Raw genomic sequence first — 16,005 nt, forward strand, 5'->3', positions numbered from 1 at the left:
TGCTCCATCCGGGTCGTGAGCCCGTTGCGTGGAGGTGAGCAGAGCAAAGGCGCAGTTCGGAGGGTCCGCCGTGGGTGGCCGAGCCGCATTCATGATCCGCGGAACGCGCTCGCCACGGGAGAACGCGCGTGCCCGGGCGCACGCGTTCTCCGACGACGCGCGCGTTCTGCGGATCAGCACGCGTGCGGCAGGACGGGCTACGGCGACGGCGGGGTGATGTCGGTGGGCACGCCGAGGTCGGTCAGGCGCAGCGTGACCGGGCCGGTGGCCGACCCGCCCGCCGGTGAGACACGCAACTGCGCGACCCGTCCGTCCGGGCCGAGCCAGACCTCGACGGCCGGGCGCCCGGTCACGAGCCCGGCCAACGACCGCAGGCCCGCCGCGGTGGCGGGATCGGCCGATGCCGCCGCGGCCGCCTCGAGGTCGGCGGTCCCGCGGTAGCGGGTGGTCGGGACACCGCCGAGGTCCTCCGTCCCGTCCGCGACGACGTCGCGCAGGCCGGGCGCCGCGTGCAGTGCGCCGGTCAGCGCGTCGACCGGGACGAGCCCGGAGGAGACCCGCTGCCACCGCCCGCCGAACTCGACCCACGACGAGCCGTCGACGGTACGTACGGAGACCGCCCTGCCCTGCACGGTCGCGGACAGGTCGGCGGCGAACGGCGCGAACCGCAGAGGGCCGTTCGCGGTCACCGCTCCGGCGGCGGTGCCTGCGTCGATCGACGCGCGGGCCGAGCCGGCGGACAGCGTCGCGGCGAGCGCGTCGCCGACGACGCGGTCCGGGGACGCCGTCGTGGCGGGGGACGGCGTGGCCACGGACGCGGCGGGCGTGGTGCCGGTGCACCCGGTCAGGACGAGCAGGGCGCAGGCCGCGGCGGCGAGCGCCGCGGCCGGTCGGGCGAGGTTCACGCGCCGGTCGACTCGGTCTCGGTCTGCTTGCGCCAGCGGATCCCGGCCTCGATCAGGTCGTCGATGTCGCCGTCGAGGACACCGCTCGGGTTCTGGTTCTCCAGGCCCGTGCGCAGGTCCTTGACCTGCTGGTACGGGTGCAGGACGTAGTTGCGCATCTGGTTGCCCCATGACGAGTCCGACGAGTCCTTGAGCGAGTCCATCAGCTCGCGCTCCTCCTGCTTGCGGCGCGCGAGCAGCTTGGCCGAGAGCACGACCATGGCGCTGGCCTTGTTCTGCAGCTGCGAGCGCTCGTTCTGGCAGGAGACGACGATGCCGGTCGGGATGTGCGTCAGCCGGACCGCGGAGTCGGTCGTGTTCACGCCCTGACCACCGGGTCCGGACGAGCGGTAGACGTCGACCCGCAGGTCCTTCTCGTCGATCTCGACGTGGTCGGTGGTCTCCACGACCGGGACGACCTCCACGCCGGCGAAGGACGTCTGGCGGCGGCCCTGGTTGTCGAACGGCGAGATCCGGACGAGCCGGTGGGTGCCCTGCTCGACGGACAGCGTCCCGTAGGCGTACGGCGCGTGGACCTGGAACGTCGCCGACTTGATCCCCGCCTCCTCGGCGTAGGACGTGTCGTAGACGTCGGTGCCGTAGCCGTGCCGCTCCGCCCAGCGCAGGTACATCCGCATGAGCATCTCGGCGAAGTCGGCGGCGTCCACCCCGCCCGCGCCCGCGCGGATCGTGACCAGCGCCTCGCGCGGGTCGAACTCGCCGGACAGCAGCGTGCGGACCTCGAGCGACTCGATCTCGGAGCGCAGCTTGCCGCGGTCCCGGTCGGCGTCGGCGATCGCGGAGTCGTCGCTCTCCTCCTCGGCCAGCTCGTAGAGCACCGGGAGGTCGTCCAGCCTGCGGCGCAGCTCCTCGAGCCTGCGCAGGTCGCCCTGGGCGTGCGCGAGCCGGCTGGTGATCTTCTGCGCGGCCTCGACGTCGTCCCACAGATCCGGACGCCCCGCCTGCTCGGACAGCTCGTCGATCTCCGTGCGCAGGTTCTCGACGTCGGCGACGGTCTCGATGTTGGAGAGCGTGCCGTCGAGTTCCTTGAGGTCGGCCTGGACGTCCGGGTTCACAACGGTCCAGCCTACGCGGCCGGACGAACCGCCCCGATGCCCGGCAGCCGGTGCGGAGGCCGCGGATCAGTCGGTCGGGACCGAGTCGATCAGCTTGATCATGGCCCGGGTGTGCGCGACGGCGAACTCGGCGACCGGCTTCTCGTACGGGTCCTCCGTGTCCTTGGCCGCGGCACGTGCCTGCGCCAGGCGCTCGGTGTAGGCCTGCTTCGCGTCACGGACGAGCTCGGTGCGCTGCTTGACCGTCAGCGACCCGGCGTGCAGCACACGCAGCACCAACGGGCTGCGGACCGGCTCCGCCTCGCCGCCCTCGGCGAGCCAGGCCTTGAACGCGCGCTTCCCGGCGGCGGTCAGCACGTACTGCTGCGACGCGCGGGCACCCTGCTTGCCGAGCCGGAGCAGTCCGGCGTCGGTCAGGACGGGCAGCTCCCGGTAGACCTGGCTGCGGGTGACCGAGAAGAACAGCCCGAACTGCTCCCCGGCGGCGGACACGAGCTGACCACCGGTCATCGGCCCCCCGTGCAGCAGGCCGAGGAGTGCGGCGGCGGTGGAATTCACGGGTACGGCAGGTGGCATCGACTCACCGTCCCACGTCAGCGCCGTACCCGCCATTCCACAGTGCACATCCGCGACGGCGTGTCGCCGGGCGGTCCGATGCGGACCGTCCCGGCGAGACATCCACCACGGGATCGGTTGGGGCTCTAGACGGTCAGCGCCGCGATCTTCTCGCGCTGGACGTCGACGCCGCCGAACTGGCCGGCGAGACGCTTGGCGCGCTTGTAGAAGAAATGCGCCTCGTGCTCCCAGGTGTACCCGATGCCGCCGTGGTACTGGATCATGGCGCCGGTCGCCTGCAGCGCGACCTCGCTCGCCTTCCCCTTCGCGACGGCGACGGCGAGATCCGCGTCGTCGAGCCCGGTGTCCACCGCGTGCGCGGCGTACAGCGACGCGTGCTCGGCCATCGTGACGCCGACGTGCAGGTCGGCCATCACGTGCTTGATCGCCTGGAACGAGCCGACCGGGACGCCGAACTGCTCGCGCTCGCGGTCGTAGGCCACGGTGCGGCTCAACGCCTCCCGCGCGATCCCGACCAGGTCGGCCGCGACCAGCACGGTCGCCCGGTCCACGAGCGCCTTCTGCACCTCGACCGTCGCGCCCGCCAGCTCCTCGGCCGTCCCGCCGGACAGCGACGCGAGCCGCGTGGTGCCGTCGTAGCTGCCGACCGGCGTCGCGGACGCGCCGGTGACCAGCGACAACCCGGGCACACCGTCCTGCGACGGGGCCACGACGACGTCGGCGATCGCGCCGTACTCCACCGCGGGCAGCCCGCTCGCGGCGCTGCCGCGCTCGGTGAACGCGCCGACGGCCTGACCGGCGGCGAGCTTCGGCAGCCACTCCGAGCGCTGGGAGTCGCCGCCCGCCAGCCGGATCGCCTCCGCGGCGAGGACGGTGCCGCGCCACGGTCCCGGCGCGCAGCCCGCGCCGAGCGCCCGCGCGATCACCTGGGCCTCGACCAGGCCGAGGCCGAGCCCGTCGTTCTCCTCTGGCACGAGCGTCGCGAGCCAGCCCTGCTCGCCGGCGGCCGACCACAGCGAGGCCGGGTTGCCGTCGGACGCACCGTCCTCGACGACGCCGCGCACCGCCTCCAGGTCGAAGCGCTCCGCCAGGTAGCCACGCACGGCGGCGTCGAACTCGCGCTGGTCCTCATCGAGTGCGAAGAACATCGCTTTCCCCTACCGCGGCAGGCCGAGCACACGCTCGGCGGTGATGTTGCGCTGCACCTGAGACGAGCCGCCCCAGATCGTCACCGAACGCGACCACATGGCCTGCGCGTTCAGCGGACGGAGGTCGGTCCCGTCCGGCAGCGTGTCCTGTGTGGCGTACTCGCCGAGGATCCGGTCGTAGACCTCCCAGAGGTCCTGGAACGTCTCGGACCACTGCAGCTTCGTCATCGACGCCTCGAAACCCAGGTCACGGCCCTGCTCGACCTGGGTGAGCACGTGCATCGAGTGCAGGCGCAGGCACTCCAGCTCGGTCAGCACGCGCGCCAGCTCGTTGCGGATCACCGGGTCGGAGTCCCTGCCGAGCGACGTCGCGACGGCCACGATCTCGTCGTACTGCCTGCGGAACTCCGTGTACTGGGAGATCCCGGACGCGCCGCGCTCGAACGAGAGCAGCAGCATCGCCGTCCGCCAGCCGTCGCCGATCTCGCCGAGGCAGTCGGTGGCCGGGACGCGCGCGTCGTCGAAGAACACCTCGCCGAACTCGCTCGCGCCGCTCATCTGGCGCAGCGGCCGGGCGTCCACACCGGACTGGTGCATGTCGATCAGCAGCATCGAGATGCCGCGGTGCTTCTCCGAGCCCGGCTCGGTGCGCACCATGGTGAAGATCTTGTCGCCGTGCACGGCGTTGGTCGTCCACACCTTCTGCCCGTTGACGACGAAGTCGTCGCCGTCCCGGGTCCCCTTGGTGGACAGGGCCGCGAGGTCGGATCCCGCGCCGGGCTCTGAGAAGCCCTGGCACCAGATCACCTCGTTGCGCAGCATCGGGCCGATGATCTCCTTGCGCTGCGCGTCGGTCCCGATCGCCATGACCGTCGGCGCGAGGAACGTCAGTCCCAGCGGGTTCACCGTGCGCGGGGCGTTCGCGAGGACCATCTCCTCGTCGTAGATCGCCTTCATCCCGGGCGTACCGCCCCGGCCGCCGTACTCGGTGGGCCACTGGATGCCGGCGAAGCCGGCCAGTGCCTTGTCCCGCTCCCAGTCGCGGCGGATCCGGAAGTCCTCGTCGTCGTCGAGGGCCTCCCAGAAGCCGGGGCGGGACCACTCGTCGGGGATGTTGGCCGACAGCCAGGACCGCAGCTCGCTGCGGAAGTCCTCCTCGGCCGCGGAGTAGGTCAGGTCCATCGTGCGGTCTCCTCACCACGCTGCTTCGCGGGAGCGTACTCGTCGGTAACGTATCTATCACCCGACGGGAAGCGCCGCTCCGTGGTCGGCGCGGTATGCACGCGGTACGATTTCGGTATGCGCAGTGAGCGGGTGACGGTCACCCTGCCGGCAGAGCTGGTGGCCGAGGCGCGCGACGCGGTCGCGCGCGGATCGTCGGCGAGCCTGTCCGCGTACGTCGCGGAGGCCGTGCAGGCGAGGCAGGATCGCGACGCCTCGCTGGCCACCCTGGCCAGCCTCTACGGCGGCCCGCCACCCGCGGACGAGCTGGACGCGGCGCGGCGGTCGCTGCGCCCGCGCCACTCCGCGTGCGTCGGCTGACCCGCCGATGATCGGCGGACGCGTACTCGACTCCTCTGCACTGGCGGCGTTCGCGACCGGACGTCCGGTCTACGTGCGCGCCCTCGTCTGGGCCGCGGTCGAGGAGAACATCGTTCTGGCCATCCCCAGCGCCGCGCTCGGACGGGCCTGGTCGGTCCTCGAGCCGGAACACCACGGCGCGCTGCAGGTCCTGCTCGGGCTACCGAACACGGTGATCCACGAGCTGGACCCGGACACGGCGCAGGAGGCCGGGCTCCTGCTCGCCTCGACCGGCCAGGAGGACCTCGTCACGGCGCAGGTCGTGAGCACGGCACGGAAGCGCGGCTGGCCGGCCGTCACCGGCGACCCGGGCGGCCTGCGCAAGCTGGACACCGCCGTGATCGTCGAAGAACTGCCCTAGACGCTTGACCTGAAGTCGGCTTCATCTCGGATGATCGCGTCGTGGACGCGATCGTGCAGGAGGAGTTCGGGCCGCCCGACGTGCTGGTGGCCCGCGATGTCCCCGACCCGGCGCCCGGGCGGGGACAGGTGCGGGTCCGGGTCGCGGCGGCCGGGGTCCACCTGGTGGACACGCGCCTGCGGGCCGGCGAGGCGGGCGGGCCGTTCGGGCTGCCCGAGCTGCCGATGGTGCCCGGACGCGAGGTGGCTGGCGTCGTCGATGCGGTCGGCGCGGACACCGACCCCGACTGGCTCGGCGTCCGGGTCAGCGCGCACCTCGGCCCGGCCGCCTCCGGCGGGTACGCCGAGCTGGCCGTGACCGACGCGGACGCGCTGCACCGGCTGCCGGACCACGTGTCCGAAGTGGATGCCGTGGCCGTGCTCGGGACCGGCCGGATGACGACCGGGCTGCTGTCGCTCGCCCGCCCACGTACCGGTGAGCTCGCGCTCGTCACGTCGTCCGCGGGCGGCATCGGCACGCTGCTGGTGCAGTGGCTGGTCGCGAACGGCGTCGACGTCGTCGCGACCGCCGGATCGACCGCGCGGGCGGCGTCGGCGCACGGCACGGTGGCGACCGCCGGCTACTCGACGCCCGGCTGGGAGGCCCGCCTGGCCGCGGAGCTCGGGGACCGGCGCCCGTCGCTGGTGTTCGACGGCGTGGGCGGCGCGGTCGGGCGGGCCGCGTTCGACCTGCTCGCGCCCGGCGGGCGGATCGTGCTGCACGGGTGGTCGTCCGGGTCGGCGACGGCGTTCACGTCGCAGGACCTCTACACGACCGGCCGGACGGCGATCGTCGGGCTCGGGCCGCCGATCCTCGCACTGGGTCTGCGCCGGCTCGCCGACGAGGCGCTCGACCTGCTGGCCGACGGCACGTTCGCGCCGGTGACCACGCGCTTCCCGCTCGTCGACGCGGCCGGGGCGCACCGGGCGCTCGAGGAGCGCCGCACGGAGGGAAAGGTCGTGCTCGTGCCCTGAGTCGGTCGAGCTCGTGGTCCAGCTCGACGCCGTGGGTGCCGTCGGCGTCCACGACGAGCGCGCCGCGGCCGTGGATGCCGGGCCAGCTACCCGTACGAGCGCCCACCGACACCGGATCGACGACTCGCGACGCCGGCTAGTGACGGCCCTCGGCGGAGACGGTCTCGCCGGGGACGTCGTCCGCCGCGTCGTCGCGGAGGCGGGCGCGCAGGTGGGCCAGCTCGTCGTCGGTGAGGCCGTTGGCCTGCAGCCACGCGACCGGGCCGCCGTAGCGCTCGTCGAGCAGGGCCAGGAACCCGTCCATGACCTCGGCGCGCGGGCGGTGGCGGTCCAGCTCCTCGGCGTCCGGCATCGGCACGCCCGCGACGGTCGACCAGCGGCGGAACATGTCGTCGATCCGGGTCGCGGACAGCGCGTAGTCCGCGACGACGTCGTCGCGCCGCACACCGGCCGCGGACAGCACGAGCGCCACCAGCACGCCGGTCCGGTCCTTGCCCGCCGCGCAGTGCACGACCGTCGCTCCGGAGTCGAGCCCGGCGACCAGGCGGACGCCCGCGACGACGTTCTCGGCCCGGTCGGTGAGGTAGGCCAGGTAGTTGTGGACGACCGGGTCGATGTCACCGTCGATCTCCGGGAGGCCCCTGCCCTCCTCCGGGATGAAAGACAGGCGGTGCGTCTCGACGCCCGCCGCGTACAGCGCGCCCCGCCCGAAGCTGATCACCTCGCCGTCCTTGCGCAGGTCGATCACCTGGCGCACGCCGAGGAGCCCGGTCAGGCGGGAGACGTCGGAGTCGCTGAGCGACTCCAGGGACTCGGTGCGCAGCAGCACGCCGGTGCGCACGTGCCCGCCGCCGTCGAGCGGGAGCCCGCCGACGTCGCGGGCGTTCGAGAGGCCGTCGAACGGGAGCCAGCGATCCTGCTCGGCATCGGTCACGATCCCAGCCTAGGTGCCGGAACCGGCGCGGCGGGCCGGTTCGTGACGAGTACCCCGTCAGCGACCGTGCGGGGGCGGGCGGCGCAACGCGGACGGCAGGCCCTGCGCACCGGCGCCCTGGGCGCTGATCCGGTCGTCCGGGTTGATCAGCCGGCAGGTCGTCATGGACAGGCAGCCGCAGCCGATGCACCCGTCGAGCCCGTCGCGCAGCGCGAGCAACGCCTCGACCTCCTCGTCGAGGCGGGCGCGCCAGGCGCGGGAGAGCCGGGACCAGTCGGCCTTCGTCGGCGTCCGCTCGGACGGCAGCGACTCCAGCGCCTCCCGGACCTCGTCGAGCCCGATCCCGATCGACCGGGCCGCGCGGATGAACGCCAGCCTGCGCAGCGTGCTGCGGCGGTAGCGGCGTTGGCCGCCCGACGTCCGCGTCGTCGAGATCAGACCCTCACGCTCGTAGTAGCGCAGCGCCGAGTGCGGGAACCCGCTGCGCTCCACCATGTCGCCGATGGTCAGCAGATCCTTCGCGTCCACTTCGTCCCCCACGCAGAACCGACTCTGAAGCTGACTGGAGCTTACGGGATTCGGGCCCTTCGTCGCCCGTCGACGCCGTGCCCGGTACCTGGGTGATCGACCGCCTGCCGTGCGGGTGGCCCGTCGATCGCGCGAGCAGTACCTGGTTTCATGATCGAATCGTCGGTGAGCGGTATCGCAGACGCGCCGACGGACACGCCCCGTAGTGGACGTGATCATGGCGGAGCCGTAGGGTCCTCCGAGTCATCACGGCCCAGTCACGGACGGGCCGGGAGCCGGCCCCCCGACCGGCTCCCCCGGGACCCCCGACCCGGACGTCCGTGAGTGCGCCGTCCGTTGATCGCGAAAGGCGCGCACAACCTTGCCTGCACACCGCTCCCCCGGTGGCTACCGCATGCCTCCGACCGTGGCAGTCCCCGCTGCCGCACCGGCCGGTCCCTCCCCGAACCGGCCCCTGCCCTCGCCGGCGTCCGCCGCCCGGCGGGTCGGCACCTCGACCGTCGCGGCGGGCGCCGCGTTCGGCGTGGTCGCCTCCGGCGCGTTCGCCGCCGTCATCCCGACGACGCTGGACGGGCACTCGACCGAGGCCGCCGCGTCCGACGCCCCGGCGACGATGCTCGCGTCGCAGTCGACGCCGCTGGCCATGAAACCGACGTCGAGCAGCGCGACCGGCACGTTCAGCCCGGTCTCGTTCGCCGACGCGCCTGCCGCCCCCGGCGCCGCACAGGTCAGCAACGCCGATCTCGCATCGGCCGGCAAGGCGGGCAAGATCGCCCAGAAGATCGCCGCAGAGCAGGCCCGCGCGGTCGCCGCCGACCAGCAGCGGCAGGCCGCCCGCTCGGCACTGGACAAGAAGATCGCCGCGGGCGGGCTGGACGGCTGGATCGCCGAGGCGCTCGACCACATGGGCATGTCGCAGGACTTCGCCCCCGGTCTGAAGCGGATCATCCTCAAGGAGTCCAACGGCAACCCGGACGCGATCAACAACTGGGACTCCAACGCGCTCGCGGGCAACCCGTCCGAGGGCCTCATGCAGGTCATCCCCTCGACGTTCAAGAAGTACGTGCACCCGGACTTCGCCGACCGCGACGTCACCGACCCGGTCGCGAACATCACCGCGGGCGTCCGGTACATGATCGACCGCTACGGCGAGGACACGCTCGCCGCAGGCGGCCGCTCCGGCTCCGGCGGCGGGTACCTGGGCTACTGACGCCCGGCGTCACGTAGCGTCTCGGACGGGCCGGCAGGTTCTCGCTGTCGGCCCGTTCGCGTGTGCGGGGTCGATTCCCCCGCGCCACGGAGGGAGACGGTTTGGGCCCACAGGACCCCGTTGCCGGTTCCGTCGGCACCACGGCGGGACACGCGACCGCCCGGCGGCGCTTCCGGCCCGAGCTGGAGGGTCTGCGCGCGGTCGCCGTCGTCCTGGTGGTCGTCTACCACGTCTGGCTGAACAGGGTCTCGGGCGGCGTCGACGTCTTCTTCCTGATCAGCGGCTTCCTGGTGACCGGCGGGCTGTACCGGAGGGCGGCGGGCAAGGGCTCGGTGGCCGTGCGTGCGACGTGGGCGCGGCAGTTCGCGCGCCTGCTCCCGGCCGTCGCGGTCGTGCTGCTGGCGACGGTCGTCGCCGCCGCGCTGCTGCTGCCCGAGACGCGCTGGCTGCCGACCGTGCGCGAGATCGTCGCGTCCGCGCTGTTCCTGCAGAACTGGGAGCTGGCCGCGGACGCCGTGGACTACGCGGCGCGCAACGACGCGGCGAGCGTGGTGCAGCACTTCTGGTCGCTGTCCGTGCAGGGGCAGTTCTACCTGGTCTGGCCGCTGCTCGTGGGTGCGGTGGCGGTCGTCGCCCGGCGCGACGGCGCCGGTCTGCACCGGGCGCTGACGGCGACGCTGCTCGCGGTCGGTGTCCCGTCGCTGGTCTACTCGGTGCTGCTGACGGCCTCCGACCAGCCGCTGGCCTACTTCCACTCGCTGACCCGGGTATGGGAGTTCGCGCTCGGCGGCCTGCTCGCGTTGTGGATCGACCGTCTGGAGCGCCTGCCGGGGCCTCGCACCCGTGTCGTCATCGGCTGGACGGGCGTCGCCGCCCTGGTCTCCTGCGGGCTGCTGCTGACCGTCGACCGGGCGTTCCCCGGCATCGCGGCGCTGTGGCCGACCGGGGCGGCGGCTCTCGTCCTCCTCGCCGGGCACACCGGTCACCGCTTCGGCGCCGACCGCTGGCTGTCCGGTCCGCTGGCCCAGCGCCTCGGCGCGCTCGCGTTCCCGCTCTACCTGTGGCACTGGCCGATCCTGGTGCTGACGCTCGTGGTCACCGGACGCGAGCAGCTCGGACTCGCGTCCGGCGCGGCGGTCATCGCGGCGTCGCTCGTGCTCGCCGAGGCGACCCGGCGGCTCGTCGAGGAGCCGTTGCGCGGCGCAGGCACACGGACGGCGCTGCGGACGTCGGTCGCACTCGTCGCCGTCGTGCTCGTGCTGTGCGGGGCCTGGCAGGCCCTTGCCGTGGCGCGTACCGCGAGCGGGGGCGAGGACGTCGCCGCCGGGTCGGAGGACGTCTCCCTGACCCATCCCGGCGCCGCCACGCTGGACCCGGCGTCCGCCGTGGACTCGGCGACGACGGCCGAGGCGCCGCTGCTGCCGTCACTCGTCGGCGCCGGTGACGACTGGAGCTACCGCAACGGCACGTGGCAGTGCGGCCCGTCGCCGAGCCGTCCCGATCTCGAGGTCTGCCGGATCCCGCCACCGTCCGGGGCGCCGCCGCAGAAGCGGATCGCCGTCGTCGGGGACTCGCACGCCCAGCAGTACACGGCGACGCTGATGCCACTGGCCGCGCAGCGGGACTGGGAGCTCGTCGTCATGTTCCGCGGCGCCTGCCCGTACTCCGCGGCGTCCGAGGTGGACCCGGCCGACGACGGTTGCGTGAACTGGAACCGCGAGGCCGCCGACGAGGTCGCCGAGCAGCGCCCGGACGCGCTGATCACGCTGGCCAGCCGGGACGTGCGCACCGGACCGGACGGTCCGACGGAGCAGACGCCGCCCGGGTTCGTCGCGCAGTGGTGGCGTGCCCACGACGCCGGGATCCCGGTCGTCGCCGTGCGCGACAACCCGCGCCCCGGCTTCAACGTGCCGGACTGCGTCAGCCGCGAGGGCCGCCACTCGGGTGCCTGCGACCTGCCCCGCGACGGGTACTACCACTCGCTCCCGCCGTGGTCGACGGTCCCGGACGTCCCGCCGAACGTGAGCTTCCTCGACGTCGCCGACCTCGTGTGCGATCCGCAGCACTGCCCCAGCGAGGTCGGGAACGTGCTCGTCTACCTCGACGACAACCACCTGACGGCCACGTACGCGGCCACGCTCGCCCCGGCGATGGGCCGGCATCTGGAGACGACACTGGCCTGGTGAGACGGGCGCTCAGCCGGTCACCGGACGGGCGCTGCGGCCGTTCACGGCGACGACGTCGCCCGCGCGCAGCTGGGCGCCCCTGCGGTCCTCGGTGCGCCCGTTCACCGTCACCTCGCCGGACTCGAGCAGCTCCTTGGCGTGCCCGCCGTCCTCGGCCAGGCCGGCGAGCTTGAGGAACTGGCCGAGCCGGATCGGCTCCGCCGAGATCGGGACGTCGTCGGTCGGCGCGCTCATGCCGACCATCATCGCGCCCGTAGCATCACCGGGCGTGCCGGACCACTACTTCTCCGCCGCGCCGTCGGCGCCCAGCCGGCCGGGCTCGGTCCGCCTGCACACCGACGGCGTCGACCTGAGCCTCGCGACCGACTCCGGCGTGTTCTCCCAGGGGCGGGTCGACCGCGGCACGCAGGTGCTGCTCGACCACGCCCCGATGCCGTCCGTGCGCGGGCCGCTGCTGGACCTGGGATGCGGGTACGGCCCGATCGCGCTGACGCTGGCCACCCGTCGTCGACGGCTGCCGGTGTGGGCGGTGGACCTCAACGAGCGCGCCGTCGGGCTCACCCGGGCGAACGCGTCGTCCGCCGGGCTCGGCAACGTGACCGCCTGCCACCCGGACGAGGTCCCGGACGACCTGGAGTTCGCCGGTATCTACTCGAACCCGCCGATCCGGTCCGGGAAAGCGGCCCTGCACGAGCTGCTGCTGCGGTGGCTGCCGCGCCTGCAGCCGGGCGGGGCGGCGTTCCTGGTGGTGGGCAAGAACCTCGGCTCGGACTCCCTGGCCCGCTGGCTCGACGAGCGGGGCTGGCCGACGACGCGCGTCACGTCGCAGAAGGGATTCCGTGTGCTGCGCTGCGAACGGGCCCCCGGGAGTGATCCCGAGGGCCCGTCCGATGAGTAGCGGGGGCAGGATTCGAACCTGCGACCTCTGGGTTATGAGCCCAGCGAGCTACCGAGCTGCTCCACCCCGCGTCGGTAGTGACCACTCTACAGGTCAATGATCGACGCTCTCCGCGGGGGCCCGCCTGCCGTGCGGGCCCCCGCGACCCCCGACGACGCACCGGAGCTCCTCGTCCTGCTGAGCCGCCGCACCCCCGGTCGGCGTGTCGCACCGGCTGCGACGTGTGCGGCACGCCGGGAAGTGGTGCGGCACGCGCCGGGGAGGTGCGGCGGAGCACACACGCGACGACGCCCCCGGACCGGGGTCCGGGGGCGTCGCGTTTCGTAGCGGGGGCAGGATTCGAACCTGCGACCTCTGGGTTATGAGCCCAGCGAGCTACCGAGCTGCTCCACCCCGCGCCGTGTTTCGTTGTGTCCCTGACAGTACACGTCGTGTTCGCGTGAGGAGTCGGTGGGGTCCGGGGACGCAGGCCGTCCCGGACCCCACCCCGGTCAGCCTCCGGACGCCGACTGGAACTTGTTCACGGCCGAGTCCAGCGCGGACAGAGCCTCGCCCTGCTTGGCGAAGTCGCCGGACTGCTGGGCGGCCTTGAGCTCGTTCAGCGCGCTCCGGATCTCCGCCGCGGCCGCCTGCTGCGCCTGGCTCCCGCCCGCCGGGGTGGGCGTGGTCGGCGTCGTGGGCGTCGGTGTCGGCGTGCTGCCCTGGGTCGGGGCGGCACCACCGGCTGCTGCGCCCGCTCCCGAACCGAACACCTGATCCAGGGCGGTCGCGAGGCTCGGGTGGTATCCGACGCGACCGCCGTAGCTGACCAGCACGCGAGCCAGCTGCGGGTACGACGAGTCCTGCCCCGCCCGTTCGATGTAGACCGGCTCGATGTAGAGCAGCCCACCGGCGACCGGCAGCGTCAGCAGGTTGCCGTAGTCGATCGTGGTCTGGTTCTGCCGCAACAGGTTCAGCTCCTGGGACACCTGCGGTGACCCGAGGAACTGGGCCTGCACCTGTTGCGGACCGAGCGTCTGCGTGTCCGTCGGCAGCTGCAGGACCGTGAACTTGCCGTAGTTGTCCGGGTCGGAGTCCACGGACACGTACGACGCGAGGAACTGCCGTCGCAGGCTCACCAGAGCGCTGGTCAGCTGGAACGACGCCTCACGCTGGCCCGGCAGCCCGGCCAGGATGTAGTACGGCGGCTGCGCGTCCTGCGCCGCACCGGTGTTGCCCTGGACGGTCGGGTCGGACGGCACGTCCCAGAACGACACCGTCGAGAAGAACTCGCCGGGGTCGTCCACGTGGTAGCGGGTCAGCAGCTCCCGCTGGACCTTGAACTGGTCCTCCGGGTAGCGCAGGTGCGCGTTGAGCTCCGGCGAGATCTCGGACTTCGGCCGGACCGAGCCCGGGAACGCCTTCTCCCACGTCTGCAGCACCGGGTCCTGCTCGTCGAACGCGTACAGCTTCACGCTGCCGTCGTAGGCGTCGACCGTCGCCTTGACCGAGTTGCGCAGGTAGCTGATGTTGTCGTTCGGCAGCTGGGAGCCCTGCGCGCCGAGACGGCTGTCCGATGTGGTCTCGCCGAGCGGGACCTGCTGCGCGTACGGGTAGTTCTGCAGCGTCGTGTAGCCGTCGACGATCCACTGGATGCGCCCGTCGACGACGGCGGGGTACGGGTCGTTGTCGGCGGTCAGCCACGGGGCGACCTGCTGCAGGCGGTCCCGCGGGTCGCGCACGTAGAGGATCTTCGAGTTCTCGTTGATCGAGCTGTTGAACAGGATGTTCCGCTCGCCGTACTCGATCGCGAACACGAGCCGGTTGAAGATGTTGCCGATCGAGACGCCACCGGCACCGTCGTAGGTCCACTGCTGGGTGTCCGAGTCGTACTCGCGCGGGGCGTCACCGGGCCCGGCGCCGACGATCGAGTACTCGTTGTTCAGCAGCTCGCCGTAGTAGATCCGGGGCTGCTGGACCGGGATGGTCCCCTGGCCGGACGTGTCGCTGACCGAGAACCGCGGCAGGCCGCCCTGGCCACCGGTGTCCTCCAGCGCCGCGTTCACCTGGTTCGCGGGTGCCGAGACGAAGCCGTTGCCGTGCGTGTAGACGAGGTGCTTGTTGATCCAGTCCGTCTGGTTCCCGACGAGCGCGCTCTGGTCGAGCTCCCGGGCCGCGACGACGTAGTCCTGGGTCTGGCCGCCGACCGTGTACCGGTCGATGTCCAGGCCCTGGGCGAAGCCGTAGAAGTTCCGGCGCTGCTGGAGCTGCGTGAACGTCTTGTTCAGCTTGCCAGGGTCGAGCAGCCGGATGTTCGGGATCGTCGTGGTGTCCGCACGCACCTGGGCCGGCGTCGCCGTCGACGTTCCGCTGTAGGGCTTGATGTCGACGTTGTCCGGGGTCAGCCCGAACGCCTGCCGGGTGGCGTCGATGTTGCGCTGGATCGACGGGGCCTCGCGCTCGTTCGCGTTCGGCGCGACGACGAACTGCTGCAGCACGGCGGGCCACGCCGCCCCCAGCAGGATGGACGAGATCACCAGCATGACCAGCGCGATCGCGGGCAGCTGCAGGTTGCGCCGGAACGCCGCGACGAAGAACGCGATCGCGCAGATCACCGAGATGATCAGCAGGATGAGCTTCGCCGGCATGACGGCGTTCAGGTCGGTGTAGGTGGCGCCGAAGAACGTCGCCCGGTTCCGGGTGGAGAACAGCAGGTCGTACCGGTCGAAGTAGTAGGCGACGGCCTTGAACAGCACGAACACGCCCGCCAGCACGGCCAGCTGCGCCCGTGCGGCGGACGACACCTGACCGGAGCGGCCGGTCAGCCGGATGCCGCCCATCAGGTAGTGCGCGATCAGCGCGACCACGAAGCTGATCGCCGTGGCGGCGAACAGCCAGTTCAGCACGAGGCGGAAGAACGGCAGCGAGAACGCGTAGAACGAGACGTCGTTGCCGAACTCCGGATCCGTCTGACCGAACGGCGTGGCGTGCAGGAACATCTGCACGGTCTGCCAGTCGCCCTGGGCGAACACGCCGCACAGCAGACCGACCACCACCGGGATCCCGATCCCGAACAGCCGCGGGCGCTGCAGGATCACGGTGCGCCAGCGGGCGACCGGGTCCTCGGGGCCGCTCACCGGGACGAACACCGGCCGGAACCGGTAGGCGATCCACAGCGCGAGCGCGGTCAGGCCGCCCAGCACCATGCCGACGACGAGGAACTGGACGATCCGGGTGAACAGGATCGTGGTCAGGACGTTGCGGAAGCCGACCTCGCCGAACCACAACCAGTTCACGTAGAAGCTGGTCAGCCGTGAGCCCACGATCAGTAGGACGACCACCACCCCGGCGGTGATCAACAGCAACCGGGTACGGCGGGACAGCGACGGCGCTCCCACCGGGGGCCGCATGGACACGGGCACGCTCCATGGTTCGGGGTCTTCGAGAGCGGGTGCCGGGCCGACGGGGAGCGACGGCGCGATGTCCCACCTGTTGCAGACAACTCTACGGAGAGCGCGTGAGTTCCCTGTTGATTCCCCCTGACTTCGACGGATCCCCGGCCGCGCCGTCC

Annotated in this window: 15 protein-coding genes and 2 tRNA genes; 6 read left to right on the forward strand and 11 right to left on the reverse strand. The window is 72.4% G+C overall.

What is annotated here, in order from left to right; genetic code table 11:
- Positions 1-197: 197 nt before the first annotated feature.
- The 5 genes from EV378_RS11170 to EV378_RS11190 form a co-directional block, all read right to left on the reverse strand.
- Positions 198-905 carry a LolA-like protein gene (locus EV378_RS11170; protein WP_132423615.1) on the reverse strand — a complete coding sequence of 236 codons (708 nt, stop codon included), beginning with the start codon at positions 903-905 and terminating at the stop codon, positions 198-200.
- The gene (prfB, locus tag EV378_RS11175) at positions 902-2,020 is read right to left on the reverse strand and encodes a peptide chain release factor 2 (protein ID WP_132423618.1); all 1,119 of its coding nucleotides are present in this window, start codon (positions 2,018-2,020) and stop codon (positions 902-904) included. The genes EV378_RS11170 and prfB overlap by 4 nt, the downstream gene beginning before the upstream one ends.
- Before the next feature lie 66 nt (positions 2,021-2,086).
- Complete coding sequence (locus tag EV378_RS11180; protein ID WP_132423621.1) at positions 2,087-2,596, reverse strand: PadR family transcriptional regulator; 510 nt, start codon at positions 2,594-2,596, stop codon at positions 2,087-2,089.
- Positions 2,597-2,721: 125 nt separating this feature from the next.
- Positions 2,722-3,744, reverse strand: a complete 1,023-nt coding sequence (locus tag EV378_RS11185; protein WP_132423623.1) for an acyl-CoA dehydrogenase family protein — start codon at positions 3,742-3,744, stop codon at positions 2,722-2,724.
- 9 nt (positions 3,745-3,753) lie between these two features.
- Positions 3,754-4,926: an acyl-CoA dehydrogenase family protein gene (locus EV378_RS11190; protein WP_132423626.1), complete on the reverse strand. Its 1,173-nt coding sequence runs from the start codon at positions 4,924-4,926 to the stop codon at positions 3,754-3,756.
- A 117-nt stretch (positions 4,927-5,043) separates the two neighbouring features.
- On the opposite strand from EV378_RS11190, the gene EV378_RS11195 reads away from it, so the two are divergent.
- From EV378_RS11195 to EV378_RS11205, 3 genes are read left to right on the forward strand one after another with little or no spacing between them, the layout of a single operon-like run.
- Positions 5,044-5,286: a hypothetical protein gene (locus tag EV378_RS11195; RefSeq protein ID WP_132423629.1), complete on the forward strand. Its 243-nt coding sequence runs from the start codon at positions 5,044-5,046 to the stop codon at positions 5,284-5,286.
- A 7-nt stretch (positions 5,287-5,293) separates the two neighbouring features.
- A complete protein-coding gene (locus EV378_RS11200) occupies positions 5,294-5,686 on the forward strand; it encodes a hypothetical protein (RefSeq protein WP_132423632.1) in 393 nt (130 codons plus the stop codon).
- Positions 5,687-5,727: 41 nt separating this feature from the next.
- A complete protein-coding gene (locus EV378_RS11205) occupies positions 5,728-6,699 on the forward strand; it encodes a zinc-binding dehydrogenase (RefSeq protein WP_132423635.1) in 972 nt (323 codons plus the stop codon).
- Positions 6,700-6,835: 136 nt separating this feature from the next.
- Here EV378_RS11205 and EV378_RS11210 read toward each other — a convergent pair whose 3' ends face one another.
- Together EV378_RS11210 and soxR are read right to left on the reverse strand one after the other, a co-directional pair.
- A complete protein-coding gene (locus tag EV378_RS11210) occupies positions 6,836-7,633 on the reverse strand; it encodes a tyrosine-protein phosphatase (protein ID WP_132423638.1) in 798 nt (265 codons plus the stop codon).
- Positions 7,634-7,690: 57 nt separating this feature from the next.
- A complete protein-coding gene (gene soxR, locus EV378_RS11215; protein ID WP_279389614.1) occupies positions 7,691-8,173 on the reverse strand; it encodes a redox-sensitive transcriptional activator SoxR in 483 nt (160 codons plus the stop codon).
- Positions 8,174-8,567: 394 nt separating this feature from the next.
- Here soxR and EV378_RS11220 point away from each other — a divergent pair, with 394 nt between their 5' ends.
- Together EV378_RS11220 and EV378_RS11225 are read left to right on the forward strand one after the other, a co-directional pair.
- Positions 8,568-9,371 carry a transglycosylase SLT domain-containing protein gene (locus EV378_RS11220; protein ID WP_165922245.1) on the forward strand — a complete coding sequence of 268 codons (804 nt, stop codon included), beginning with the start codon at positions 8,568-8,570 and terminating at the stop codon, positions 9,369-9,371.
- A gap of 101 nt (positions 9,372-9,472) precedes the next feature.
- Entirely contained in the window at positions 9,473-11,557 is a 2,085-nt protein-coding gene (locus EV378_RS11225) for an acyltransferase family protein (protein ID WP_132423644.1), read from the forward strand.
- 9 nt (positions 11,558-11,566) lie between these two features.
- Here EV378_RS11225 and EV378_RS11230 read toward each other — a convergent pair whose 3' ends face one another.
- Positions 11,567-11,791 carry an RNA-binding S4 domain-containing protein gene (locus EV378_RS11230; RefSeq protein ID WP_132423647.1) on the reverse strand — a complete coding sequence of 75 codons (225 nt, stop codon included), beginning with the start codon at positions 11,789-11,791 and terminating at the stop codon, positions 11,567-11,569.
- Positions 11,792-11,825: 34 nt separating this feature from the next.
- Between EV378_RS11230 and EV378_RS11235 the strand changes: the two genes are divergently transcribed.
- A complete protein-coding gene (locus EV378_RS11235; protein ID WP_207908635.1) occupies positions 11,826-12,455 on the forward strand; it encodes a class I SAM-dependent methyltransferase in 630 nt (209 codons plus the stop codon).
- Here EV378_RS11235 and EV378_RS11240 read toward each other — a convergent pair.
- From EV378_RS11240 to EV378_RS11250, 3 genes are all read right to left on the reverse strand, one after another.
- Positions 12,453-12,526, reverse strand: a tRNA-Met gene (locus tag EV378_RS11240). The two genes, EV378_RS11235 and EV378_RS11240, sit on opposite strands and share 3 nt — an antisense overlap.
- Before the next feature lie 253 nt (positions 12,527-12,779).
- Positions 12,780-12,853, reverse strand: a tRNA-Met gene (locus tag EV378_RS11245).
- 93 nt (positions 12,854-12,946) lie between these two features.
- Positions 12,947-15,844 (reverse strand): UPF0182 family protein, encoded by a 2,898-nt coding sequence (locus EV378_RS11250; protein ID WP_132427733.1) that lies wholly within the window; start codon positions 15,842-15,844, stop codon positions 12,947-12,949.
- Positions 15,845-16,005: the final 161 nt, after the last annotated feature.

Origin of the sequence: Pseudonocardia endophytica, assembly GCF_004339565.1 — a bacterium.
In the GTDB taxonomy this organism is placed as follows: Bacteria; Actinomycetota; Actinomycetes; order Mycobacteriales; family Pseudonocardiaceae; genus Pseudonocardia; species Pseudonocardia endophytica.